Consider the following 24,004-nt stretch of genomic DNA (forward strand, 5'->3'; position numbering starts at 1 on the left):
TCTCCTTTTTTATTCTCCAGTTACGTATTCCGAGAGATTCAGTTTTATCTTATCCCCGGTGTTGTAGTTTAAGTATTGGTACGACGTTATCCCCACGATGGGCACAAAGGTCATGAGCTTTATCATGTCCTTCTTTTTCAGTATTATTATGTATCCGTCCATCTTGCACCTGACGGCCGGTATCGGAATAGACGCCGCCTCCACCTGCCACCCATTATCGCCAGCCATCTTCCCGAAGTAGGCCCCAGGTTTCAGCGGAAAGGTCATGAATATCTCGTCTTCCCTTGGATCGTAGCGGCCCGACATGGCGCTGTTCATGTCGGAGGGATTGGTGATCTTATAGACCCTGTTTCCGAGGACGTAGTAAACGTAGGTCGATTTGGCAACCTCTCCCGATTTAATGCTCTCGATGTCTGTGGGATGTCCCTGCATATGGGCGCCAAGATACCCGCCGCCGTTTACAAACCTCAAGACCTTTGCCTCAAGGGATATCGGGGTTTTCTTGCCGGTGTTGATGTTCTCCCACATTCCGGTGTATTTCCACCTCGCCCCTTCGTTGATGGGGAATATATTGCTTGTGTCCCACGCCACGGCCGTCGATGTCGACATCGCCAAGAGCGGGAAAAGGGCCTTTAAAACAATTCTTATGCCGGTTCTTACTGCATTTCTCATTTTCAACTCCATTTTTTTAAGCTTCAGGAATGATCTTCACGATGGCATTCCTCCTCCTGGGTCCGTCAAACTCGCAGAAAAAGACGGACTGCCAGGTTCCGAGAACGAGGGTGGAATTTTCGATTATCACCATCTCCGAGGCCCCGACGATGCTCGATTTGATATGGGCGTCGGAGTTTCCCTCCCTGTGGCGGTAATTGTCGCCGGCGGGCACGAGCTTGTCGAGCCTTTCCAGTATATCCCTCGGGACGTCCGGGTCGGCGTTTTCGTTGATGGTAACGGCCGCCGTTGTGTGGGGGACGTAGATCAGGCAGACCCCCCTCATGACCCCGGTCTCCTTTACTGCTCTCTTGACATCGGCTGTGATGTCTATCATCTCAATCCGCTTTTGAGACGCAATATTCAGCTGTTTCATAAAATTTTTCTCAAAAAAGTTCAGGATGTTAAACTATCACCCTTGACTTTTTTTTTCAAGTACTTTTTAATACAATAGTTGTGATAAGATACACTGTTGGTTAAAAAAATCGAGGCAAAAAGGGTCTTTATTCGAGAGCGGAGGGGGAGTTTAGTTGTTCATCACAACAAGGAAAATAGTCCTCGCGTCCAACTCACCCAGGAGGAGAGAGCTTTTGTCTTCCGTCGGGATTATCTTTGACGTCATAACTGCTGACGTGGACGAGTCTTTGATAGGCGGCGAGACCCCGTCGGAACACGCCGAGAGGCTGTCTCTCGAAAAGGCCGTTAAGGTGGCTGAGATTTACCCCGACGCCTTCGTGATAGGGGCCGACAGCGTGGTCGTCCTCGAAGGCCGGATAATGGGAAAGCCGAGGGACGCCCGGGACGCCAAGGAGATGCTCCAAAGCCTCTCGGGAAAGAAACACAGCGTCATAACCGGATACTCCGTCACGGCAAAGGACGAGGGCATCGAGGTATCTTGCCACGCCGAGACCTTCGTCACGATGAAGGAGCTCGGAATCGATGAGATCGCCGCCTACGTGGCCACGTCGGAGCCTATGGACAAGGCGGGGGCCTACGCGGTTCAGGGGTACGCATCAATCATGGTGAGAGAGATCAACGGCTCGTATTCAAACGTGGTGGGGCTTCCGGTATCGGAGGTGGTGGAACTGCTGATTAAGCTCGGCGCTTTGAAGTACGCCGGGTAGAAACGGCCTCTGATTGTAACATATTAAATTAAGCGTGAAGGGAGGATGCGTCTCGTGGTTGAAACAGAAGAGATCAAGAAGAACCTCGAGCGGGTGCTGGGCCAGATCAGAGATGCGTGCGGAAGGGTTGGAAGGGACCCGGCCGGGGTCACCCTGATCACGGTCACCAAGACCTTTGACCTGGGGGTGGTCGAGCGGGCGATCGAGGCCGGGGCGGCCGACCTGGGAGAAAACTACGTGCAGGAGGCGAAGGAGAAGATAGAGGGGATGCCGGGCTCCGGGGCGGGCGGCGTCCGGTGGCATTTCATCGGGCACCTCCAGAGGAACAAGTCGAGGTACGCCGTGAAGCTCTTCGACCTGATCCACTCCGTGGACGGCCTTCCCCTGGCGGTCGAGCTCGACAGGAGGGCGAAGGGCGTGGGGAAGGTTCAGGAGATCCTCGTTCAGGTGAACATCTCCCACGAGGAGCGTAAGTCCGGGATAGAGGTCTCCGGCGTCGTAGACCTGGTGAGGGGGATATCGACCCTCGAAAACCTCAAGGTTCGGGGGCTGATGGGGATGCCTCCCTTCGGCCTCGACACCGAGGAGGTAAGGCCCTTCTTCACAGCCTTAAGGGAGCTGCTAGAGAAAATCAAGGCGGAGAATATCCCAGGGGTCTCGATGGACGAGCTCTCGATGGGGATGTCGGCGGACTACCCAGTGGCGATCGAGGAGGGGGCGACGATGGTCAGGGTCGGGACGGCGATCTTCGGACAGAGACGGTAGAGGGGCATTGACGGGGAGCAACCCTGAATCGACGCATATGGTAGGGTTTCGAGAGGCGACTAAAATCGTATATCCAGTTCAATTAGTTTAATTAATATTAGGAGGCAATCGTGGCAAAAAAGAGGAATACATCGAAGGGGGGAAGGAAGAGCAAGGGGCCCGTCCTTCTTCTGGGAGGCTCCGTGGCGCTTCTTATCGTCTTTGCAATCTTCCTTGCAATATTTGTGGGACTGCTCTTTAACTACCACTTCCTCTTGACCGACGACGGCTTTAAGGTGGTGGAGAAGATCCACTGGGGCGTGAAGGATACCTTTGCCGACACGCGGGACTGGGGGATCAAAGATTGGATTCAGCACGACGAGGTCGGCAAGGCGCTTTTGAACAGCGAGGTCGACAGGGCGAAGAAGAAGTGGTTCGAGTAGTCCGTGCGAGGTGAGGCATTGAAATTCGGGGGGAGAGGGAATTTCCCTCTCCCCCTTACGGTATAAATCCCCTCCCCTCCTTATACTGTCAGCCTCCTTGCCCTTTGTGATCGGCCCCCTGCTGCCGTTGCCACCCCTGCTGCAATCGGCCCCCAGTTGCTGTAGCCCCCGCTGCGATTATCCCCGTGGAGATTGTCCTTCTGCCTGCCACCCACTAAATATTTCAACCCTTTTTCCCCAGCTCCTTCGCCTTCAGGAAGGCCGCCTCCACCGCCTCGATGAACGCCCCCCGAACGCCGTTGTCCTCCAGGACCGAGAGCGCCTCGATGGTGGTTCCCCCGGGGGAGGTCACCATATCCTTGAGCTCGCCCGGGTGTCTTCCGGTCTCAATCACCATCTTCGCCGCCCCCATGACCGTCTGGGCGGCGAGCTTTAGGGCGATATGCCTCGAAAGCCCCGCCTTGACCCCGCCGTCCGCCATCGCCTCTATCACCATGAAGACGTAGGCCGGCCCGCTTCCGGATAGGGCCGTCACGGCGTCAATCAGCCCCTCGTCCACCACGACCGCCTCCCCCACGGCGGAAAAGATCGAAAGGGCGATCTGCATATGCTCATCCGTCGCGGACGATCCGGCAGAGAGCGCCGCCATCCCGGCAAGGACGAGGGCGGGCGTGTTCGGCATCACCCTGATTACCGGGACGTTTTTCTTGAGCCTCTGCTCGATAAAGGCGATCGTGATCCCGGCCGCGATCGATATTACGAGCTTTTTTTGATCGATAACATCATTCACCGACCTCAAGGCCTCGCCGATCTGGGCGGGCTTCGTGGCGATGAATATCACATCGGATCCCCTTGCCATATCGACCGGATTTTCCGCCGTCTTAACACTGTAGGTCTCGGAGATATATTTAAGCCGATCCCTCGAGATATCGGTCGCGATTATCCTATCGGCCCCGGCGCGGCCGGTGCCCAAGATACCCCTGATCAGCGCCTCCGCCATGTTACCGGAACCCAAAAATCCCACGGTCATCTTATCCATCATTTTTTCGATTTTATCCTCCCCGTCAGGCCTTTAAGTGTCGATTCGGGACATCGGTAATTCCCCCGATCTCCAATCCCAAATCGGAGCAAAAAACGGCATTCTGAACAAACTCAAAAGCAACCCTAAATCTAATTGACAATATATAGCAAGAGTGATAATATTACAAGGTTAATTTTAAAATCAAGAATATAGCTAAACACTCATAATAAAGGGCCTTTGAAAGATGCCTTAAACGGCCATCTTCATAGGGCCGTTTTCGGAAGAGAACAATGGGCAGTGACGATAAAAAAGGGAATCTCATGAATCAATCGACCAAGAACATGTTCCTCTGGCTTATAATCATCCTCGTTATAATCCTTGCGGCGACCCTCCTGCAGAGAGAGGAGGTCAAGGTGGAGGAGCTTACCTATAGCGATTTTTTGAAAAAGGTCGAGCAGCCGGGAAAGGACAAGATCGCCAAGGTGACTATCCAGGGGAGGGAGGTCTCCGGCGAGGATTTAAAGGGAAACAAGTATAAAACCCATATGCCGGAACACCCCACCCTTGTGGACAGACTCTTGAAAAGCGGCATTGAAATAAAATCGGAAAAGGAGAAGGTCCCATGGTACCAGACGGGGATCGCCCAGATCATGATCCTCGTTCTGATGCTGGTCATCTTCTGGGCTTTCTTCATGAGGCAGATCCAGGCGGGGGGGCCGGGGAAGGCGCTGTCGTTCGGGAAGAGCAAGGCGAAGCTCCTGGATGAAACGACCAAGAAGGTCACCTTCGCCGATGTCGCTGGCATTGACGAGGCACAGGAGGAGCTGGGGGAGATAGTCGACTTTCTGAAAAACCCCAAGAAGTTCACCCGTCTGGGGGGGCGCATTCCGAAGGGGGTCCTCCTTCTGGGTGCGCCCGGCACAGGGAAGACCCTTCTCGCCAGGGCCATAGCTGGAGAGGCGGGCGTGCCCTTCTTCACGATCTCCGGCTCCGACTTTGTGGAGATGTTCGTCGGGGTCGGCGCATCGAGGGTCAGGGACCTCTTCGAACAGGCGAAGAGGAGATCGCCGTGCATCGTCTTTATAGACGAGATAGACGCCGTAGGCAGGCACCGGGGGGCTGGCCTGGGGGGCGGCCACGACGAGCGGGAGCAGACCTTAAACCAGCTCCTTGTCGAGATGGACGGATTCGAGGCGAACGAGGGGGTAATCTTGATCGCGGCCACAAACCGCCCCGACGTCCTCGACCCCGCACTCCTGCGCCCCGGCAGGTTTGACAGGCAGATCGTCGTCCCCACTCCCGACTACGTGGGGAGGGAGAAGATCCTGAAGGTCCACACGAAGAAGATACCGATGGCCGACGACGTGAATCTTACGGTCATCTCCAAGGGAACCCCCGGATTCTCCGGGGCGGACCTGGAAAACCTCGTCAACGAGGCGGCGCTCATCGCCGCAAGGCTCGAAAAGCCGAACGTGCAGATGGTCGACTTCGAGCACGCAAAGGACAAGCTCCTGATGGGCTCCGAGAGAAGATCGATGATAATCAGCGACGAGGAGAAGAGGCTCACCGCCTATCACGAGTCGGGCCATGCCCTCGTGGCACAGATACTTCCCGAGGCCGACCCCATTCATAAGGTCACGATCATCCCGAGGGGGAGGGCATTGGGAGTCACACAGCAGCTTCCGTTGGACGATCGCCACAGCTACAAGAGGGACTTCCTCTTGAGCAGGATCCAGGTCCTTCTGGGCGGCAGGATAGCGGAGGAGCTGGTTCTCGACGAAATATCGACCGGCGCCGGCCACGACCTCGAGGTATCGACCGACCTGGCCAGAAAGATGGTAACAAACTGGGGCATGAGCGATAAGCTCGGACCCCTGACCTTCGGCAAGCGGGAGGAGATGGTCTTTCTCGGCAAAGAGATGTCCCAGCACAAGGACTACAGCGAAAAGACCGCCCAAGAGATCGACGACGAGGTAAAGGCGATAGTAAAGGAGTGCTACAACAAGACCAAGAAGATCATTCTCAAGAACATCGACAAGCTCCACGCCCTTGCCGAAGAGCTGCTGAAGAAGGAGGTTCTGACGGGGGCGGAGATAGACGATATATTCAAGCGGGGCGAGCTCCTTGGGGCGAAGACGGAGACATCGGCGGCCAAGACGAAATAGAAGTTGACGGCCTCATCGGACGGCGCAGCGGATTTTCATCCCACCTTTTGCATCAAGATTAATCCAATAATTGAGCCTCCGTTTTGACCTTCGGGTTGACCCCCTGTTTGACTCCGGCTTGAATATAATAAACGCTTTTTATGATTGGGGGAAAGGCGTTGTAAGGTAGGTGGTTTTGTTGGCTTTGTGGGCGATCCCGGTCTTATGAACGGGCCTGCTTTAAGGATATTGCTCAAACAATGACGAGGCTCTTGAAATACGGAAGAGGAAAGATGGAGGATGAGGTGGGCAGGGAGAATAAAATCCGATCCGAGATAGAGACGGAAGACATGATAAGTAGGTGCGAAGAGGGGAACTTCAGGCTACCCGTCGGCGGAAGGAATTACGACCTTAAGGGCAGAACCCTAATCATGGGTATCGTAAACGTCACCCCGGACTCCTTTTCCGACGGCGGAAAGCACTACCGAGTTGACGACGCGTTAAACGGCGCCCTAAAGATGATTGATGACGGCGCCCACATAATAGACATCGGGGGGGAGTCCACCCGGCCCGGCGCCGAGTCGATAACGATCGGGGAGGAGCTTGACAGGGTCATACCCGTAATCGAAGGCGTCAGGGAAAGGAGCGATGTCCCCATAAGCATCGACACCTACAAGTCCAAGGTGGCAAAAGAGGCCGTAGTCGCCGGGGCATCTATGATAAACGACATCAGCGGCATGAGGTTCGACGAGGAGATGGCCCCCCTTGCGGCCGAGCTCGGCATCCCGGTCGTCCTGATGCATATCAAGGGGACGCCCAAGGATATGCAGAAAAACCCGACTTACGACGACCTGACAGGCGAGATAACCGACTATCTCGGGGGATCTATCGAGATAGCCGTGAAGGCCGGTGTAGATTTTGAGAAGATCATAGTAGATCCGGGAATAGGCTTCGGGAAGACCTGGGACGACAACCTCACGATAATAAAGAGGATCACCGATTTCTACGTCCTGGGGAGGCCGGTCCTCATCGGGGCCTCCCAGAAGGCTTTCATCGGCGGGGTGACGGGAAGGGAGACGGGAGACAGGCTCTGGGGGAGCCTGGGGGCGGCGGCGGCGGCGGCAATTTACGGCGCCCACATCGTCAGGGTCCACAACGTCCCGGAGACGAAAGAGGTAATAGAGGTAATCGACGCCGTAAAGAGGGAGTCGATAGAGAGAAGGGCGTAGGGAAGTTATTTTATCTCGGGCTCTCCTTCCAATTAGGATCTCAAGGGGGCGGAGACGGGCGGCGGCGATATTAGGGTGGGGAAGGGGAAAAGGGATCGGGAAGATACGATAGGAAAAGGCGATGGCAAAAGAGGTGGTGGAAGGCGGTTTCGATTGGGCCTCGACGCAAACGGGATGGGGGAGATTGGGAAAATCTTGGAAGGGAAGCGGACCGCTCTGATTTTATAAATTAGTCTTGGGCGATAGATTCAGGGAAAGATTTTTTAGGTATTTAGGAAATTATATATGATCAGCGAGACGAAGAGGCTCTTCGGCACGGACGGTATCAGGGGCGTGGCAAACGAGGAGCCGATGACGACCGAGACCGCCATGAAGGTGGGCAGGGCCACGGCCTATATTTTTAAGGACAGCAACAGGAGACACAGGATAGTCATCGGCAAGGACACGAGGCTCTCCGGCTACATGCTGGAGACGGCCATGGCCTCCGGCATCTGCTCGATGGGCGTTGACGTCCTCCTTGTGGGGCCCCTCCCGACGCCCGGCATCGCCTTCATAACGTCGAGCATGAGGGCGGACGCCGGGGTCGTCATCTCGGCCTCCCACAACCCGTTTCAGGACAACGGCATAAAGATATTCTCCGGCGACGGCTTCAAGCTCCCGGACAAGAAGGAGCTGGAAATCGAGGAGCTGATTTTCTCCAACAAGATCGACGAGCTCCGCCCCACGGCCCAGGAGGTGGGAAAGGCCTTCAGGGTCGACGACGCGGTGGGGAGATACGTAGTTTTTCTAAAAGCCACCTTTCCCAAAGACCTCGACCTCACAGGGATGACCATCGCCGTGGACTGCGCCCACGGCGCGGCGTACAGGGTGGCGCCCTCCGTATTCGAGGAGCTGGGGGCGAAGGTGATCACCATCGGAGACGAGCCGAACGGCGAGAACATCAACGACAAGTTCGGCTCCCTCTATCCAGAGGTGATAAGCAAGGTCGTTAAAGAAAACAGGGCCGACATCGGGATCGCGCTGGACGGCGACGCGGACAGGGTCATCGTCGTGGACGAAAACGGCGTTGAGGTGAACGGAGACCAGATCATGGCGATCTGCGCCAGGGAGAAGATGGAGAACAAAGAGCTTGTCGGCGGCGTCCTCGTAGCCACCGTTATGAGCAACATGGGCCTCGAGCTTTTCATGAAGGAGATCGGCGGAAGGCTCGTGAGGACACCCGTGGGGGACAGGTACGTCGTGGAGAAGATGGTCAAGGGGGGGTACAGCCTAGGCGGGGAGCGGTCGGGCCATCTAATCTTCATCAACTACAACACCACCGGCGACGGAATCCTCTCTGCCTTAAAGCTCCTTTCGGTCATGGTCAGAAAACAGAAGAAGCTGTCGGAGCTTTCCGGAATAATGACGGAGTTCCCGCAGGTTCTTAAAAACGTCATGGTAAGGGAGAAGGTTAATCTCGACACCGTTCCGAAGGTGAAGGAGGAGATCGACAAGGCGACAAAGCGCCTCGGCGACAAGGGGAGGGTCCTCGTCAGATACTCCGGGACGGAGCCGAAGTTGAGGGTCATGGCGGAGGGGGAGGACGAAAAACTCATCTCAACTCTGGTCGACGATATAATAGAGTGCATCAAAAAGGAGCTTGGATGATAATCGGCATTGGGACCGACGCCCTGGAGATAGAGCGGATGGCCCTGGCCCTGAAGAGAAGGGGGGCGGGCTTCGAGAGGCGGGTCTTCACCGAGGGGGAGAACGCCTACTGCAAGAGGAAGAGGGATCCCTCGGCGTCCTACGCCGCCAGGTTCGCCGCCAAGGAGGCCACGCTGAAGGCGCTGGGAAGGGGGCTATTCCAGGGGGTGGCGTTAAAAGACATCGAGGTCGTAAGGGGGCCGAGGGGAAAGCCGGACATCCGGCTCCAGGGGGGCGGAAGAGCGCTCTTCGAGGAGATGGGGGGGAAGTCGATCACGGTAAGCCTTACCCATTCAAGGGACATCGCCTTTGCGGTGGTCATCTTCGAGGGGGGCCGGGACGGAAGCGGCGGCCTATAAAATTGGGGGCCGTGGGGAATATCGTAAATGGATTTATACGGGGAATACCGGTTAAATCAACAAGGCCTTAAAGGGGAATTGTACTTAATTTTGCAGTAATATATTTGTTTGATAATCCATTTGTCGGGCCTTGGGCCTGATCTTTTATATGCGGTTGAGAAATCTTTTCAAGTCTATCGGGTGCGGGATGAAGGTTGCAACGGCCGAAATAATCAGAGAGCTTGACCGGCGGGCGATGGCGGAGTTCGGCATCTCCGGTGCCGTGCTCATGGAAAACGCCGGCCTCGGGGTCGCTGGACTCTTTTTGGAGAAATTCCCGGAGGTCAGGGAGACGGGCGCGGTGATCGCCTGCGGAAGGGGAAACAACGGCGGAGACGGCTTCGTGATCGCAAGGCACCTCGCAAACCGCGGCGTTTCCGTTGACGTCTTCATCGCAGGGGAGGCGGAAAAGGTCAGGGAGGGGGAGTCCAAGACCAACCTCGACATCCTGAAAAAGATGGGGATCGGGGTGGCGGAGGTTAAGAGGGACGAAGACCTCCTCCCCTTCGCCGAATCGATAAAGGAGCGGGGATTCGTCGTGGACGCTATGTTGGGGACCGGTCTCGACCGGGAGGTGGGGGGGATCTACGCCCGGATGATCACTGCCGTAAACGACATTGTTGATGCTTCATCCCGTATGCCGAAAGGACACCGCAAAAAAGTCGTCGCGGTCGATATCCCCTCCGGCATAGACTCGGATACGGGAAGGGTCATGGGCGTGGCTGTTAAGGCCGACTCCACGTTCGCCTTGGCGCTGCCGAAGCTGGGCGAGATAATTTACCCCGGGGCTGAATACGCCGGGGAGCTTTACGTCCTCGACATTTCGATCCCCAAGAGGCTGGTCGAGAGGATGGAGATCGATACCAGCCTCGTCACCCCGGGGGAGTTCTTCTCCCTCACCGCAAAGAGGAATCCCCAGGCCCACAAGGGGGACTTCGGCCACCTCCTCATAGTGGCCGGCTCTCCCGGAAAGACGGGTGCGGCGGCCCTGGCCGCGGAAGGCGCCCTCCTCTCCGGGGCGGGCCTGGTCACCGTGGGTGTGCCTGCGTCCTTAAACGATGTCATGGAGGTAAAGACGACCGCCGCCATGACAGAACCCCTCCCGGACGACGGGGGTTATCTAACGCCCAAAGCCCTGGATCGTGTCCTGGATCTCGCGGGGGATGGAAGCTCCGTCAACGCCCTCGCCCTGGGGCCGGGGCTGGGGACAAAGGGCGGGATCGCCGACGTAGTGAGGGGGCTTGTCCTCGAATCGAACCTTCCCCTTGTCATCGACGCCGACGGGCTTAACGCCGTAGCGGGCGACTGCTCAGTCCTCAAGAAGAGGAAGGCGGACATAATAATCACACCGCATCCGGGGGAGATGGGAAGACTGATAGGAAAAAGGAGCGCCGAACTTCAGGTAGACAGGGTGGGAGCGGCTTCGGGCTTTGCCCTGGAGTACGGAATCTGGGTCGTTCTCAAGGGCGCCCGGACGATCGTCGCGGCCCCGGACGGCGAGCTCTTCATCGCAACATGCGGCAACCCCGGGATGGCCAGGGGGGGCGTGGGAGACATCCTGACCGGGCTTATCGGGGGATTCTTGGCGGTCGGGGAAAACCCAAAGAAGGCCGCCCTAGCCGGCGTGTATGTACACGGCATGGCGGGTGATTCGGCCGCGGAGAGGGTCGGAGAGGTATCCTTAGGCACGGCCGATATATTAGAAGAGATACCGGGGATAACGGCGGCGCTTTACAACGGCGAGGCCCTGGAATCGGACGGCATTGATGGCTTTTCGGCGCGGGGCATGTACAGGGTTTAGCCAAACAGGCAGGATTAAATTGAAACCCGGGATTTGAAATTCTTAAAAAAACGGGCTTGGGGCGGCGGGGAGATGAGATGGACTTCCCCCTATCCGCCTTATGCCGCGGGGGGCGAAGGATGACTTCAAGGGGAGGTTCCGTAACGGGCGCGTCCGAGCGCAAGGGGGACGGGGTGGTGATAAGGACCCGCTCCGCCGGTGAGACGGTTCGGTTGGGAGTAGCGCTTGGGGAGGGGATTTTTGCAGCCATGAGAGGGGCCGAGGATAATGATACTAAGGGCGGTGGGATCTGCCTGGCGCTGACCGGCGAGATGGGGGCGGGAAAGACGAAGCTGACCCAGGGATTGGCGGTGGGCCTGGGGATAGACGAGGGATACAGGATCGTGAGCCCCAGCTTCACCCTGATCAACGAGTACCCGGGGGAGGTTCCCCTCTACCACATAGACCTCTACAGGCTCAATGTGGCGGACGAGCTGATCGATCTGGGCTACGAGGAGTATTTCTACGGCGACGGGGTTACGGTCGTGGAGTGGGCGGAGAGGGCAGACGAACTCCTCCCGGACGACCGCCTCGATATATCGATTTCCATCTTGGGCGAGAACGACAGGGAATTCAACGTAACGTTTTCAGGCGATACAATAAATTACAAAAAAATCGCGGTTAAACTCATAGATTTTTCTTAAATCTCAACAGGGGGGTTAAAACCAAAAGTGGCACTTATTGTTCAGAAGTACGGCGGCACATCGGTGGGGAACGAGGAGCTGATAAAAAAGGTCGCCGAAAAGGTCAAGAAGAGGAGGGACGACGGTGACGACGTGGTGGTTGTCCTGTCCGCCATGGCGGGGGAGACCGACAGGCTCATCGACCTCGCCTACGCGTTTAATCCCAACCCGAACGAGCGGGAGGTGGACGTCCTTATCTCCACAGGGGAGCAGGTAACGGTGGCGCTGTTGTCGATTGCCCTCAACGGCATGGGATGCCCCGCCCGGTCTTTTACCGGCTCCCAGGTAAAGATCTCCACCGACAACGCCTACACGAAGGCGAGGATCAAGGAGATCGACCGAACCCTCATCGAGGAGGAGCTTAAAAAGGGGAAGGTGATCGTCGTAACCGGATTTCAGGGTGTGGACGACGACGGGAACATCACAACGCTTGGAAGGGGCGGCTCCGACACCAGCGCCGTCGCTTTAGCTGCGGCCTTAGAAGCCGACCTCTGCGAGATCTGCACCGACGTCGACGGGGTCTACACGACCGATCCCAACATCTGCCCCAAGGCAAGGAAAATCGACAAGATCTCGTACGACGAGATGCTCGAGATGGCGAGCCTCGGGGCGAAGGTGCTCCAGACGAGGTCGGTCGAGTTTGCGAAAAAATACAAGGTCCCCATTCTGGTCAAATCGACATTCAAGGAGGTGCCGGGGACATACGTTACCATGGAGGATAAAGACATGGAAGAGGTTGTAGTATCGGGTATAGCGTACAACGTGGACGAGTGTAAGCTTACGCTTAGGAGTGTGCCGGACAGGCCCGGCATCGCCTCGAAGATATTCGGGGCCATATCGGAAGCGAACATAATCGTCGATATGATCATCCAGAACATAAGCGCGGAAAACAACGCCGACATTACGTTTACGGTGCCGAAAAACGACCTGAAGAAGTCGAAGGAGATACTGGAGCGGCTGAAGAAAGAGCTCAACGCCAAGGAGATTATCGCCGATGAGGACATCGCAAAGGTCTCGATCATCGGCGTGGGAATGAGGAGCCACGCCGGGATTGCCTCGAAGATGTTTCAGGCCCTGGCGTCCGAGAACATCAACATCCTGATGATCAGCACATCGGAGATCAAGGTCTCCTGCGCCATCGAGAGAAAATACACCGAGCTCGCCGTCAGGGTCCTCCACGACGTCTTCGGCCTGGCGGAAGGCGCCAAGGCGATAAAAGAGGAACTATAATGGGAGTCCGTTATGAGACTCGTTAAAATATATGACACGACACTCAGGGACGGTGCCCAGGCGGAGGATATCTCCTTTATCGCCGCCGACAAGATCAGGATTGCAAAGAAGCTCGACGAGCTGGGCGTCCACTACATCGAGGGGGGGTGGCCCGGGGCGAACCCTAGGGACAACAAATTCTTCAAGGGGATCAAGGGCACCCGCTTCAATATCGCAAAGCTGGTCGCCTTCGGGAGCACGCGCCGCGCCGGCAAGACGGCGGAAAAGGATTCTCAGATAAAGGCGCTTCTCGACGCCGAGACCGACGCCATCACCATCGTCGGAAAATCCTGGGACATCCACGTCACCCAGGCGCTGGGGGTGGAGCTTAAAGAAAACCTCGACATGATATACGACACCTTCGCATACCTGAAAGACAAGACCGGGGAGCTATTTTTCGACGCCGAGCACTTCTTCGACGGGTTCAAGGCGAACCCGGATTACGCCCTCGAAACGTTGAAAAGGGCGGAGAGCGCCGGCGCAAGCTCCCTAATTCTTTGCGACACCAACGGCGGCGTGATGCCGTGGGATTTAAAAGAGATCATCGAGCGGGTTGTAAAGGAGGTCTCTATCCCCTTCGGCATCCACTGTCACAACGATAACGGGCTTGCCCTGGCCAACACCTTGACGGCCGTTCAGGCGGGGGCCGTTCAGGTGCAGGGGACGATAAACGGGATCGGCGAGCGGTGCGGAAACGCCGACATCTGCTCGATAATCCCCAACCTCAAGCTCAAGATGGACATCGAATGCATCTCAGACCAACAGATGGAGAGGCTGAAAGAAGTGTCGAGGTTCGTCGACGAGATGGCGAACCGCATCCCGAACAAGCACTACCCGTACGTGGGCGAGAGCGCCTTTGCCCACAAGGGGGGCATCCACGCCAGCGCCGTCTCCAAGAACCCCCTCACCTACGAGCACGTAAACCCGGCGCTGGTCGGGAACAGGCAGCGCATCCTGGTGAGCGACCAGTCGGGACTCTCCAACATAAAGTTCAAGGCGAAGCAGTTCGGCGTAGACCTCACAGACGAGGAGAAGGGGGCGAAGGAGCTGGTCAAGAACGTCAAGGATCTCGAGGAGAAGGGCTACCAGTTCGAGGGGGCGGACGCCTCCTTCGAGCTCCTGATGAACAGGACCCTTGGGCGCTACAAGCCCTACTTCAGGCTCCGGGGCTTTCGGGTGATCGTGGAGCGGAGGCAGGAGGACGACGTACCCTTTTCCGAGGCGACCATCATGATCGACGTGGACGGGAGGGTGGAGCACACCGCGGCCGTGGGAAACGGCCCCGTAAACGCGCTGGACAACGCCATAAGAAAAGCCTTGATGAAGTTCTACCCGGAGCTTTCCGAGATGCGGCTCGTGGACTTCAAGGTGAGGGTTCTCACCACCGAGGCCGCCACCGCCGGAACGGTCCGCGTCTTGATCGAATCCGGCGACAACGAGGACACCTGGGAGACGGTGGGCGTCCACGAAAACATCATCCAGGCGAGCTGGACGGCGCTCGTGGACAGCATCGAGTATAAGCTCTACAAGGACGAGAAGAAGAGAAAGGCCCTCGAGGAAGATTAGTCTCTATAAAGGATTGTATAAAGGGCTATGCACGATAAGGATAAGGAGATGAAGAACAACGCCGGTCTCCTTCGCTACCGGAGGGGGATTCTAATCGTCTCCTCGCTCCTTTTTACCTTTCTTGCCGTAACCCACCTCTCGGCCGAGCTGAAGGGCCTCAATGGGCCCTCAAAGCCTGTCGCAGGAATCGCCGTCTCGAACCCCGACGGCGTTATCGAGATACTACCGCCGGGCACAACATTAAGGGATGCCCTTACCAAATGGGGCATTGATGTTGACAACGTTGATTTGAATCCCAAGACCCTCGATGAGAGACTGCCGGGCGGCGCATCGGTGGCCGTCCTTCATGCCGACGGCGGAGACAAGATCGAGGTCTCACCCCTACCCGCCCGGAAGCTCTTCATCCTGGGCCTTCCCTTCAACATAAACGAGGCGACCGCAGAAGACCTCGCCCTCATCCCGGGCATCGGCGAAAAGAGCGCCGGCTGGATTGTCGAGTACAGGGATAGCTACGGCCCGTTTTCGTGCGTTGGTGACCTGACCAGGGTCAAGGGGATAGGGAGGTACAAGACAAAACTCATCGAAGGGTATGTGGTGTTTGGGGGCGGGGATTGAATATATATCAGGTATTAATGATAAATCCAAATTATATGGGGTGGGCGGCGTTTTTTTAATAATAATATATATAGCAATTGAATATATTGTAAAAATGTGTTAGTTAAGAATAGTACTTGATGTATTGAATAAAAGCCTTCAATAAAATAGTCGAACAATTGATGATATCAGACAATTTATATAAGATACTTAATATTTTATTTGCTATTTTTGAGCTAATAACACCTTCGTTTAGGATTTTAAGCTTTAAGACTTCCGCTGTCTTGTGTCTAATCGGTATTGGTTCTATGGTAGGTGGTTTCTCATTCAATGCTTTAAACGAAAGCCCTTTTTATTCAAGGGCAAAAATGATAGCTATTTCCATCGGTACACTTAGTGCTTTAGGAATTGCTTCTTCGTCTGGAGAAAGACTTTTACTAATCAGTATACCATTCTTTTCCATAGGGCGTATTTTGGATGGTCTGGCAATTGGGACTTCGATTTCATATTTTATTTCAAAATACAGAAACAGACTCTTTAGTATCTCCCCCCCCTTCATAATAGTCATTTTGCATTTATGCAGTATTGCATTTTCAGTCCATGGTTTGTATAGATTAGCAATATCAATTCCTCAATATAAAAGAAATATGGCAATTGTAATAGGGATATGCATTGTTATGGCGTCGGCGAAGTTAGTTTCACCAACAGCAAGTGAAGTTTTTTCTTTAACAAGTAGTTACCTCGATAGTAATTATTCAATTATTCTATTTACTTCTATGTTATTCTTGAGTTTCCCTGTTGGATTAGTGATAGGATTCATGAGAGATTTGTAGTATCAATGATATTTTTGTTGCACCGCTGATCAGGCGCTTTTTGAACTGTTAACTGAATAAACAGGTTTTATCCATTAACCGTATAAATTGCCACCCCCCTACCCCTCCCCCTCGTACATCGACTCGATGACATCATTGTAGCGCTCCTTTAAGACCTTTCTTTTTATCTTAAGCGTGGCGGTCACCTCCCCCTCCTCCTGCGAAAAATCTCTGGGCAGGATGCGAAACTTCTTTATCGTTTCGTATGAGGGAAGCGTGGCGTTCACCTTCTCGACCCCCTCTTCCACTATCTTCACGACCTCCGGGTTCTTCGTGAGCTCGGCGAAGTCCGCGCCCTCAAGCCCCAGCCCCTTCGCGAAGTCGAGGAGCTCCGCCTCGTCCAGCGTGATCAGCGCCGTCAGGTACTTCTTCCTGTCGCCGTAGACCATGGCGTTCGCCACAAGCTTGATCTGCTTCAAGTGGTTCTCCAGGTTCTGGGGGGAGATGTTCTTGCCGCCCGACGTGATGATGAGGTCCTTCTTCCTGTCGGTGATGACAAGAAAGCCGTCCTCGTCCCACCTGCCCACGTCGCCCGAATAGCACCAGCCGTCTTTTATCAGCTCTTCTGTCATCTTCGGCTGTTTGTGGTAGCCCATGAAGTTGTTCCCCTTGATCAATATCTCGCCGTCCGGAGCGAGCTTTACATCGAAGCCGGGCATCGTCTTTCCCACGGTGCCGTAGCGGCAGTGATCGAAGGTAGTCATGGTGCCGCCCACGGTCTCGGTCAGGCCGTAGAACTCCAGCACCTGTATTCCCACGCTGTGGATGAACTCCCCCACCTCGGACGACAAGGGCGCCCCCGCGGAAAGGGCGAAGGTCAGCCCGCCCCCCAGCATCGCCCTGATTTTTTTGAAGACGAGGGCGTCGGCCACCGCGAACTTCGCGCGAAGGAGCGGGAAAAGCCGCTTCTTGTTGTTGAGACGCCGGCTCCTCTTCCTCCCCACGGTAACAGCCCAGCGAAAGAGGAGTCGCTTGACGAACGATCCCTTTTCCGCCACCGAGACGATCCGGGCGTAGACCTTCTCGAAGATCCTCGGGACGCTGGTGAAGTAGGTCGGCGACGTCTCCATGAGGTTCACCGCCAGCGTGTCCAAGGACTCGGCAACCACGAAGGGGATGTTCTTTACCAGGTTGTAGTAGTAGCCGGAGACGCGGGGAAAGAAGTGGGAGACGGGCAGGATCATGATCGACATGTTGGTCTCAGGGTCTATCTTGATTATATCGTCGGTGGAGTCTATGACGTAGGTGATGTTCCCGTGGTTGAGCATACACCCCTTGGGCGGGCCTGTCGTCCCGGAGGTGTAGACGATAGTGGCCATGTCTTCCGGCCTTATGCCCGTTGCCGCCTTCACAATTTTCTCCTCCAGCTTGTCCCTCTTCGCCCTGCCCTCTTCCATGATCCCGGAGTACGTGATTACGTCTTTATCCCCATTTGGAACATCCCCCTCGATAAGGATGATTTTTTTCAGCCCCTTGAGCCTATCTCTCACCGAGAGGATCTTTTCGAGCTGGGCGGTGTCCTCCACGACGACGTAACCCGCCTCGGAGTCCGTTATTATATGGACGCACTGCTCCGGGGTGTTAGTGTGGTATATCGGGACGTTGACGCAGCCGATGAAAAGTGTGGCCAAATCAGAAACCAGCCACTCGATCCGGTTAAAGGAGAGGATGGCGAGCCGGTCGCCGCGCTTTACGCCGATCTCGACCAATCCAGCGGTGAAGGAGAGGACGAGGTCTTTAAGCTCGCCCCACGTAACGTCTACGTACTCTCCCCCCTTCACCTCCTTGTGCTTTAAGATAACTCTTTTGGGGTACTTATTCGCATGATCCAAGAATATTGCGTTCAATGTCTTCCCGCTCATATCGGACTCCTCTAAATATTAATTATCTATTACATGATTACGACAGCCCCTTCTTCTCAAGCAATGTCTCCATGAAGGCGTCCATCCTCGTCTGGAACTGGGCGACCGAGAAGTTCCTCTCGTCCATGTGGTCGGCGTCGATTATGACAGACGGGATATTAAGCTCCTCCATAAGCGCCCGCTTGATATCCATCTGCCCCAGCGTGATGGGTACGCACGACTTGTTCCTGTGCAGCACCGCCCCGTCGATGTGGAAGTCCCTGCATGCCTTTAAGACCATCTCCTTTCTCTTCCGGGTGGAGGTGCACGAGACGAGGGGATACGACATCAGCGACTTAATCGCTATCGCCTCCAGCGGGTCCTTCGGGTCGAGGCGGATGGACCATGCTGCGGAGTAGGTCTCCGCCACGAAGACGCCCCCCATCTTCTCCACGTAGTTGAAGAGCCCCATGTTGTACCAGAGGGGTATGTTGTCCCAGAAGAGCCTGATCTTCTCGTCCTCGATGATGCCGATCTTCGCAGCAGCCCGCTCCTTGACCTCTTCGAGGACCTTCTCAAGGTAGTCCACGGCGATCTGCGTCCCCTGGCGGGTCACCATGACGAACATGATCCCTATCTCGGCGGCCGAGATGGGGGTGGGGATAAACCGCCGGTGGGAGGTTATCTCGTCCCAGAGCTCGCACGCCCGATCAGAGAGCCTGACCGCCTCCCTCAGCCTCTCCATGTCGAACTTTCTGCCGGTCACCTCGGTGAGAAAATCTATGAGCCGGGTGAAGACGCTCTTGACATACTCGATGTGGTGTCTCTGGATCTTCTCCGGCGCCACCTGAGGGATGCCGCCGATGAAGTGGGCGGCGTCCGGGAACCTCTTCTCCATAGCCTGTAAAATCTTCATGGCGGGAACACACCCCCCGCCGCCGGAGAAGATGATGTCAGGCTCCGGGAGCCCGCCCAGGGGGACGTCGTCCTTTCCCATCAGGCCGTAGACGTAGCCCACGATGTTTCTCAAGTATCCGCAGAGGTCTTGGGAGTAGCCCATCCCCTCCGAGACCTCGAAGTCCGTGGGCGTAAGGCCGAAGGCGGCGCATACCGGAGACCAGTTCTCCGGAAATACCGGCTGAAGGTCCATGGCGTAGAATATCTCGGTGGTGCCGATCATCACCGGAAGCCACCCCACCGGCTTTCCCTCCTCCTTCGCCCTGTGACCCTCGAGGTAGAACTCGGTCACTATTTTGTTAAGCTCCTTGGCGGTTTTAAGCCTCTTTTTCGATTTGCTCGTCTTTTCCATAACGTGTCTTTTCTATAAACGTTTTTCTATAAATATCTAACTTCCTATCATCTCGAAGAATCCCTCGAGCCTAGTCCTCAGCTGCCCCTCCATTATCCCGGTCTCCTCCATCTCGATTGCGATCTGGGGAATCCCCTCCTTTTTCAGCATCTCCACCGCCACCGGGTGGTCGGCCAAGTGGGGGGAGCAGAACTTCTGGAAGAGGAAGACGACCCCCTTGGCCCCCGAGCTTTTAACAAGCTCCACCAACCTCGGCACCCTGACCCCCGTCCGGGATCGGGAGGGACAGGGGTAACGGTTTATGTAGCGGTCTATCAGCCTCTCGGTCGAAGTCTTTCCCTCCCCCCCCTCCGGATGAAAGTTTCTAAACCCGGTGCAGAGGTCGTCGGCGACTACCACACCCCCCGACTCCTCCAATATTTCCAGCACCCCCGGCTCCTCGACAAGGCTCCCGGAGACAAGGACGGGGATACCCTTCCTATTTATTGTTTCGGCCTTGTCGCCCTTTTCCTCGATCTCCCCAGCCAGCCCCTCAAGCATCAAGAGGTAGTCCTCCGGAGGAGTCACAAACCCGGCCCTGATCACCGTCAGGAATTCCGCCGCGGTAAGGGGAAGGCTCCGTTTCTCCCTCATCTCCATGAACCGGAGGATCATCCCCCTTATCTTCCCGTAGAGGTCAAGGGAGACCTCGAGGGATTCTTCCGTCACCGCCCCACCCACGCCTTCAAGCTTATCCTTGAGCTCCTCCAAGACCGCGCCGAAAAAATCCCTGTCGGCGGGGTAATTATCGTAGGGGAGGGGGATCGTGTGGTAGAGCTCCCCTTTGAAATTGTCCTCCCAGACGTTCACCGCCCCGCAGACTACATCGCAGGTGTATCCCTCGATCACACCTGACAGGTAATCGTATCGGCCCATGAGCGCCCTCTCCGTGGCCAGGCGGACATAGGGGCAGATAAAGTTCGGCGTTAAAGAATCGGCGTTATCCACCCGCCCCTGGCCTCCCGCGATCCGCACCGGCAGAAATCCCGCGGCGTGAATCATCTCGATCGGGGTGTAGGTGCAAAAGTAGCCGAAGACCTTTTTCCCGCCTGACGATATCGCCTTAAGGTTTTCGTCCATCTTCTCTATGGCATCTGTGAATCTTACCACTGAAATATTCGAGGTTTTAGACATTTCTTTTTTTGACATTTAGATATTCCAATCATGAAGTATATGAAAATACTTTTACCTTTTATATCAGAAAACTCCCCTCGTGTCCCTTAAAATCACCCTGTGAATTCAACTCACAAATGCGGCCTTTAAGGTCGTGAAAAAAGATAAGACGTTGCATGATATGCTCTCTTTCACGATATAATCACCCCTCCCTTTATATGAGAAACGACTGCTACTCCGCCCTCAAAACCCTCCCCGGAAGCTCCCCCGTTACCTGGCCGTTCAAGAGCGCCCACTCCCCGTTTACCATGACATGGGGGATGCCGGAGGGCCTCACGTTCGGCTCCCTGAAGGTTCCGTTGTCTTTTATTTCTTCGGGATTGAACAACGTGATGTCGGCGAAGTACCCCTTCCTGATATATCCCCTCTTCTTTAGGCCGAGCTTGTCGGCGGACTTCCCCGTCATCTTTGAGATCGCCTCTCCCCACGTCAGAATCCCCCTCTCCCTGACGTAGCTGGATAGGATCTTCGGAAACGTGCTTGTCACCCTGGGGTGCGGCTTTCCCCTCTTGTCCTCTATCCCGTCCGACCCTATCATCGTCCAGGGCTGCCTCAGAAACTCGACCATGTCCTCCTCCGACATTCCCCTTCCCACGCCGAAGGCGGAGGGGCTCTCGGCGATGAGTCTCCTTCCCGCCTCGTCGGCGGACACCCCCCACATATCGGCCAGCTCCGTCATGGAGCGCCCCACGACCTCCTCCCACATCCCGCCGTCGGACCTTACGGCGTTTGACACAAAGACGCTGTCAGGGTCGGCCCCGGGCATCAACACGATCATCGCCAGGAAGGTGGAGGAGAAGAGATACGGGTATACATCGGCCGTGACGTCAAGGCCGCTCTTTATTGCGGACTCCACTGTCTCGATCACCTCCCCCGCCCTCCCCCAGTTCTTCTCTCCCATGCACTTGATGTGGGAAATCTGGAGCTTGGCATTGCTCTCCTTGACAACCGTAAAGGCCTCATCGAGGGCAAGGGCTATCCCGTCACCCTCGTCTCGCATGTGGGTGGCGTAGGCCGGGACCGCGCCCGTGCTCCCCCTCATCTCCACTCCCCTTGTCATCAACCACGTCAGCTCCTCCGTCTTTGTCATTGCGCCTGTGGGATATATCAATCCGGTTGAGACGCCAAGGGCCCCGCTTTCCATCGCCTCGCCGAGAAGGCTTTCCATCTCACGGCGCTCCGCCTTACCGGCAATATCAAGGGACATCCCCATGACGTTTCCCCTTATCATCCCCTGACTTGCAAACGACGCGATATTTATGGCGATCCCCCTCTCCTCGAGGAATCCGTAATATTCGCCCAGACCCGAATAGCCGGTAAAGTCCGTTCCGCCGACCATTGTCGTGATGAGGGGCACCATATCCATCATTATTGTCTCGTTTACCGGATACGGGCTCAATCCGCAGTTTCCCACCACTTCGAGGGTGCAGCCCTGGGTAAGCTTTTCGTACGCTATGGGATATTTCATCCTGTCGAAGTCGCCATGGCAGTGGATGTCGATGAATCCGGGAGCGGCGATAAGGCCGTCGGCGCGAAATATCTCTGCATCCGCCGCCTCGATGGACCCGGCCACCTCTACGATTCTGTCCCTCCTAACGAGGATCTCCTTGGGGGCCGGCTCGCTCCCCGTCCCGTCGGCCACCATGCACCCCGTGATCAGTACGCCGCCCGTTTCCATAGATTGTTACCTTTCAAAGATTGTTTTATATTATGGAATAAAGGGGCCGGTGTCAATTCAAATACGGATCTGTGGAGATTTCCACATATAATATGTAGCCCTCATCCCCGGCCGCATAGATCTCAAGGACAGGCGGCGGAAGTCGGCAGGATCGAATCACTTCTTCTTCGGCGGGGTATAGGGGAGGAACTTCGCCTTGTCATAGAGGAGGTACTTCATCAGGTTGTACTCCCTCTCCGTCCTCCTGGGGAGGTAGAGCCGATCCTTCAGGCTGAAGAGGGTCAGCCTCTCTTCCTCTTCCTCTTCGTCGAGGTTATCGGTTATCTTCATGAAGGCAAGGTTGTTGCCGTAGGATTCATACTCGATGAGAAACGAGTTTAATTTCTTTTGGGATTGTTCGATTCTGATCTTTTCATCGAACTGCGGGCCGGTGGCCTCCGTAACGTCCTTTGCGGGAACCCCCGCATACACCCTGTTGTATTTCATGTTATCCGTGACGACGCTTCCGGCAAGGGCCATCGATCTCTCCTCCGCCTTTATCGGAAGCACGATGCAGTGGTTCGCAAACCATACGTCATCGCCGACTGTAAGGCTCTCCTTTATTGAAAAGCGGCTGCCGAACGTCCTGTCGCCGAACATCTGGTGGGACAAGAGCTGGCTGTGGGCGCCGATCCCGACGTTGTTTCCGATCTCGACGTTGCCGACCGTATCGATCATCGAGAACTCGCCGATAAAGACGTTGTGGCCGATGGTACAGCTGTTGTATCCCCGAATGGCGCTCCCCCGCTCGATCGTCACGTAATCACCCAGCGTCAGGGCCGGCAGATCGATCAAAACGTCATCCCCGATTGTGCATCCGAAGCCCACATTTATCGCATTTACAAGGGGGCCGAGAGTTATATCCCTTCCGAGCATAAGCCTGCCCGTGCTCTTTATCCTGTCACCAACGCCCTTAGCCGGCATCCTTCAACTCCAAAAATACCCGAAGAGGAGCAACACCTTATTGTTTATTATCAGCGCCATACTGATATAAAGGACGATTTTTCAGCGCTATAAAGTATTCAAAAGGAGTTAATTTCAAAGGACACGGGAATTCTACCATAAAGCGAAAAATCTTTAAATCTCTTTTCTTGTATTTTGATATTACAAAATTTGGTTTTTTTGTTAAAATCATCGGGTAAAGATATACGATAACGCCAAAATAATCAATGCTAAAAACGAGGGGAAAATGAAGATCATGCGAAAGACGGACTCGCCAAGATATATGAGGGACGGGATAACTTCCTGCCTTCTCATATCCGAGATAACCAACGACTCCAGGAATTTGACCACATCCTTGGTGGAGATGGGCCCCGGGGGAAACAGCATATACACAACCACGAAAATGAGCAGCGCTATTTCATACTCAAGGGCGAGGAACAATGACCGTCGACAATGAGGAGAAAAGGGTTGTTGAAGGGGATTGCATACTTATACCGTCAAATGAACCCCACAGTCTCATAAAAGACGGCAAGGCGGTTCTGATTTATTACAGCGCCGCTTCGCCCCCCTTTGAAGGGAAGAAACTCCATGAGCTGTGGCCCATGGAGAGCTCGGGATAGAAGGAGCTCAAGACAATTCTCCGCCCTTTAACAAAAAGG

Annotated in this window: 21 protein-coding genes and 1 pseudogene; 14 read left to right on the forward strand and 8 right to left on the reverse strand. The window is 55.3% G+C overall.

Going from position 1 to position 24,004, the window contains the following annotated elements; genetic code table 11:
• Positions 1 to 9: 9 nt before the first annotated feature.
• Entirely contained in the window at positions 10 to 672 is a 663-nt protein-coding gene (locus tag JW984_16015; GenBank protein MBN1574704.1) for a hypothetical protein, read from the reverse strand.
• Positions 673 to 688: 16 nt separating this feature from the next.
• Positions 689 to 1,087 carry a YjbQ family protein gene (locus tag JW984_16020; GenBank protein MBN1574705.1) on the reverse strand — a complete coding sequence of 133 codons (399 nt, stop codon included), beginning with the start codon at positions 1,085 to 1,087 and terminating at the stop codon, positions 689 to 691.
• 160 nt (positions 1,088 to 1,247) lie between these two features.
• Here JW984_16020 and maf point away from each other — a divergent pair, with 160 nt between their 5' ends.
• From maf to JW984_16035, 3 genes are all read left to right on the forward strand, one after another.
• Positions 1,248 to 1,835, forward strand: a complete 588-nt coding sequence (maf, locus tag JW984_16025) for a septum formation inhibitor Maf (GenBank protein MBN1574706.1) — start codon at positions 1,248 to 1,250, stop codon at positions 1,833 to 1,835.
• Positions 1,836 to 1,880: 45 nt separating this feature from the next.
• The gene (locus JW984_16030) at positions 1,881 to 2,600 is read left to right on the forward strand and encodes a YggS family pyridoxal phosphate-dependent enzyme (protein ID MBN1574707.1); all 720 of its coding nucleotides are present in this window, start codon (positions 1,881 to 1,883) and stop codon (positions 2,598 to 2,600) included.
• Positions 2,601 to 2,710: 110 nt separating this feature from the next.
• Complete coding sequence (locus JW984_16035; GenBank protein ID MBN1574708.1) at positions 2,711 to 3,022, forward strand: hypothetical protein; 312 nt, start codon at positions 2,711 to 2,713, stop codon at positions 3,020 to 3,022.
• A 223-nt stretch (positions 3,023 to 3,245) separates the two neighbouring features.
• On the opposite strand, the gene proC is transcribed toward JW984_16035, so the two are convergent.
• A complete protein-coding gene (gene proC / locus JW984_16040) occupies positions 3,246 to 4,061 on the reverse strand; it encodes a pyrroline-5-carboxylate reductase (GenBank protein ID MBN1574709.1) in 816 nt (271 codons plus the stop codon).
• A 302-nt stretch (positions 4,062 to 4,363) separates the two neighbouring features.
• On the opposite strand from proC, the gene ftsH reads away from it, so the two are divergent.
• From ftsH to JW984_16090, 10 genes are all read left to right on the forward strand, one after another.
• Positions 4,364 to 6,208, forward strand: a complete 1,845-nt coding sequence (gene ftsH, locus JW984_16045) for an ATP-dependent zinc metalloprotease FtsH (GenBank protein ID MBN1574710.1) — start codon at positions 4,364 to 4,366, stop codon at positions 6,206 to 6,208.
• 329 nt (positions 6,209 to 6,537) lie between these two features.
• Positions 6,538 to 7,416, forward strand: coding sequence for a dihydropteroate synthase (gene folP, locus JW984_16050; GenBank protein ID MBN1574711.1), 879 nt, complete (start codon positions 6,538 to 6,540; stop codon positions 7,414 to 7,416).
• Positions 7,417 to 7,701: 285 nt separating this feature from the next.
• Complete coding sequence (locus tag JW984_16055) at positions 7,702 to 9,063, forward strand: phosphoglucosamine mutase (protein ID MBN1574712.1); 1,362 nt, start codon at positions 7,702 to 7,704, stop codon at positions 9,061 to 9,063.
• A complete protein-coding gene (acpS, locus tag JW984_16060; protein ID MBN1574713.1) occupies positions 9,060 to 9,461 on the forward strand; it encodes a holo-ACP synthase in 402 nt (133 codons plus the stop codon). Before JW984_16055 ends, acpS begins: the two co-directional genes overlap by 4 nt.
• Positions 9,462 to 9,648: 187 nt before the next feature.
• On the forward strand, positions 9,649 to 11,301 hold the full coding sequence (locus JW984_16065) for an NAD(P)H-hydrate dehydratase (GenBank protein ID MBN1574714.1): 1,653 nt from the start codon (positions 9,649 to 9,651) through the stop codon (positions 11,299 to 11,301).
• Positions 11,302 to 11,420: 119 nt separating this feature from the next.
• On the forward strand, positions 11,421 to 11,984 hold the full coding sequence (gene tsaE, locus JW984_16070) for a tRNA (adenosine(37)-N6)-threonylcarbamoyltransferase complex ATPase subunit type 1 TsaE (protein MBN1574715.1): 564 nt from the start codon (positions 11,421 to 11,423) through the stop codon (positions 11,982 to 11,984).
• A 27-nt stretch (positions 11,985 to 12,011) separates the two neighbouring features.
• Positions 12,012 to 13,253 carry an aspartate kinase gene (locus tag JW984_16075; protein ID MBN1574716.1) on the forward strand — a complete coding sequence of 414 codons (1,242 nt, stop codon included), beginning with the start codon at positions 12,012 to 12,014 and terminating at the stop codon, positions 13,251 to 13,253.
• A 12-nt stretch (positions 13,254 to 13,265) separates the two neighbouring features.
• On the forward strand, positions 13,266 to 14,858 hold the full coding sequence (locus JW984_16080) for a citramalate synthase (protein ID MBN1574717.1): 1,593 nt from the start codon (positions 13,266 to 13,268) through the stop codon (positions 14,856 to 14,858).
• A gap of 27 nt (positions 14,859 to 14,885) precedes the next feature.
• On the forward strand, positions 14,886 to 15,473 hold the full coding sequence (locus JW984_16085) for a helix-hairpin-helix domain-containing protein (protein ID MBN1574718.1): 588 nt from the start codon (positions 14,886 to 14,888) through the stop codon (positions 15,471 to 15,473).
• A 287-nt stretch (positions 15,474 to 15,760) separates the two neighbouring features.
• Positions 15,761 to 16,285, forward strand: a complete 525-nt coding sequence (locus JW984_16090; GenBank protein ID MBN1574719.1) for a hypothetical protein — start codon at positions 15,761 to 15,763, stop codon at positions 16,283 to 16,285.
• 98 nt (positions 16,286 to 16,383) lie between these two features.
• On the opposite strand, the gene JW984_16095 is transcribed toward JW984_16090, so the two are convergent.
• The 5 genes from JW984_16095 to JW984_16115 all read right to left on the reverse strand — a co-directional run bounded on the left by JW984_16095 (position 16,384) and on the right by JW984_16115 (position 23,327).
• Positions 16,384 to 18,186 carry a long-chain fatty acid--CoA ligase gene (locus JW984_16095; GenBank protein ID MBN1574720.1) on the reverse strand — a complete coding sequence of 601 codons (1,803 nt, stop codon included), beginning with the start codon at positions 18,184 to 18,186 and terminating at the stop codon, positions 16,384 to 16,386.
• A 37-nt stretch (positions 18,187 to 18,223) separates the two neighbouring features.
• On the reverse strand, positions 18,224 to 19,474 hold the full coding sequence (locus JW984_16100) for a 2-hydroxyacyl-CoA dehydratase (GenBank protein ID MBN1574721.1): 1,251 nt from the start codon (positions 19,472 to 19,474) through the stop codon (positions 18,224 to 18,226).
• A gap of 36 nt (positions 19,475 to 19,510) precedes the next feature.
• Positions 19,511 to 20,662 carry a 2-hydroxyacyl-CoA dehydratase gene (locus tag JW984_16105; protein ID MBN1574722.1) on the reverse strand — a complete coding sequence of 384 codons (1,152 nt, stop codon included), beginning with the start codon at positions 20,660 to 20,662 and terminating at the stop codon, positions 19,511 to 19,513.
• Positions 20,663 to 20,858: 196 nt separating this feature from the next.
• The gene (locus JW984_16110; GenBank protein ID MBN1574723.1) at positions 20,859 to 22,364 is read right to left on the reverse strand and encodes a D-aminoacylase; all 1,506 of its coding nucleotides are present in this window, start codon (positions 22,362 to 22,364) and stop codon (positions 20,859 to 20,861) included.
• A 156-nt stretch (positions 22,365 to 22,520) separates the two neighbouring features.
• Positions 22,521 to 23,327: an acyltransferase gene (locus JW984_16115; GenBank protein MBN1574724.1), complete on the reverse strand. Its 807-nt coding sequence runs from the start codon at positions 23,325 to 23,327 to the stop codon at positions 22,521 to 22,523.
• A gap of 297 nt (positions 23,328 to 23,624) precedes the next feature.
• On the opposite strand from JW984_16115, the pseudogene JW984_16120 reads away from it, so the two are divergent.
• Positions 23,625 to 23,965 (forward strand): annotated as a pseudogene (locus tag JW984_16120) (cupin domain-containing protein).
• Positions 23,966 to 24,004: the final 39 nt, after the last annotated feature.

Source organism: Candidatus Zymogenus saltonus (genome assembly GCA_016929395.1).
Classification (GTDB): domain Bacteria; phylum Desulfobacterota; class Zymogenia; order Zymogenales; family Zymogenaceae; genus Zymogenus; species Zymogenus saltonus.

Coding starts and splice junctions, on each gene's coding strand:
- JW984_16015 (MBN1574704.1), bottom strand. CDS start 672: ATGAGAAATGCAGTAAGAACCGGCATAAGAATTGTTTTAAAGGCCCTT.
- JW984_16020 (MBN1574705.1), bottom strand. CDS start 1,087: ATGAAACAGCTGAATATTGCGTCTCAAAAGCGGATTGAGATGATAGAC.
- JW984_16030 (MBN1574707.1), top strand. CDS start 1,881: ATGCGTCTCGTGGTTGAAACAGAAGAGATCAAGAAGAACCTCGAGCGG.
- proC (MBN1574709.1), bottom strand. CDS start 4,061: ATGGATAAGATGACCGTGGGATTTTTGGGTTCCGGTAACATGGCGGAG.
- ftsH (MBN1574710.1), top strand. CDS start 4,364: ATGAATCAATCGACCAAGAACATGTTCCTCTGGCTTATAATCATCCTC.
- folP (MBN1574711.1), top strand. CDS start 6,538: ATGATAAGTAGGTGCGAAGAGGGGAACTTCAGGCTACCCGTCGGCGGA.
- JW984_16055 (MBN1574712.1), top strand. CDS start 7,702: ATGATCAGCGAGACGAAGAGGCTCTTCGGCACGGACGGTATCAGGGGC.
- acpS (MBN1574713.1), top strand. CDS start 9,060: ATGATAATCGGCATTGGGACCGACGCCCTGGAGATAGAGCGGATGGCC.
- JW984_16065 (MBN1574714.1), top strand. CDS start 9,649: ATGAAGGTTGCAACGGCCGAAATAATCAGAGAGCTTGACCGGCGGGCG.
- tsaE (MBN1574715.1), top strand. CDS start 11,421: ATGACTTCAAGGGGAGGTTCCGTAACGGGCGCGTCCGAGCGCAAGGGG.
- JW984_16080 (MBN1574717.1), top strand. CDS start 13,266: ATGAGACTCGTTAAAATATATGACACGACACTCAGGGACGGTGCCCAG.
- JW984_16085 (MBN1574718.1), top strand. CDS start 14,886: ATGCACGATAAGGATAAGGAGATGAAGAACAACGCCGGTCTCCTTCGC.
- JW984_16090 (MBN1574719.1), top strand. CDS start 15,761: ATGGTAGGTGGTTTCTCATTCAATGCTTTAAACGAAAGCCCTTTTTAT.
- JW984_16095 (MBN1574720.1), bottom strand. CDS start 18,186: ATGAGCGGGAAGACATTGAACGCAATATTCTTGGATCATGCGAATAAG.
- JW984_16100 (MBN1574721.1), bottom strand. CDS start 19,474: ATGGAAAAGACGAGCAAATCGAAAAAGAGGCTTAAAACCGCCAAGGAG.
- JW984_16105 (MBN1574722.1), bottom strand. CDS start 20,662: ATGTCAAAAAAAGAAATGTCTAAAACCTCGAATATTTCAGTGGTAAGA.
- JW984_16110 (MBN1574723.1), bottom strand. CDS start 22,364: ATGGAAACGGGCGGCGTACTGATCACGGGGTGCATGGTGGCCGACGGG.
- JW984_16115 (MBN1574724.1), bottom strand. CDS start 23,327: ATGCCGGCTAAGGGCGTTGGTGACAGGATAAAGAGCACGGGCAGGCTT.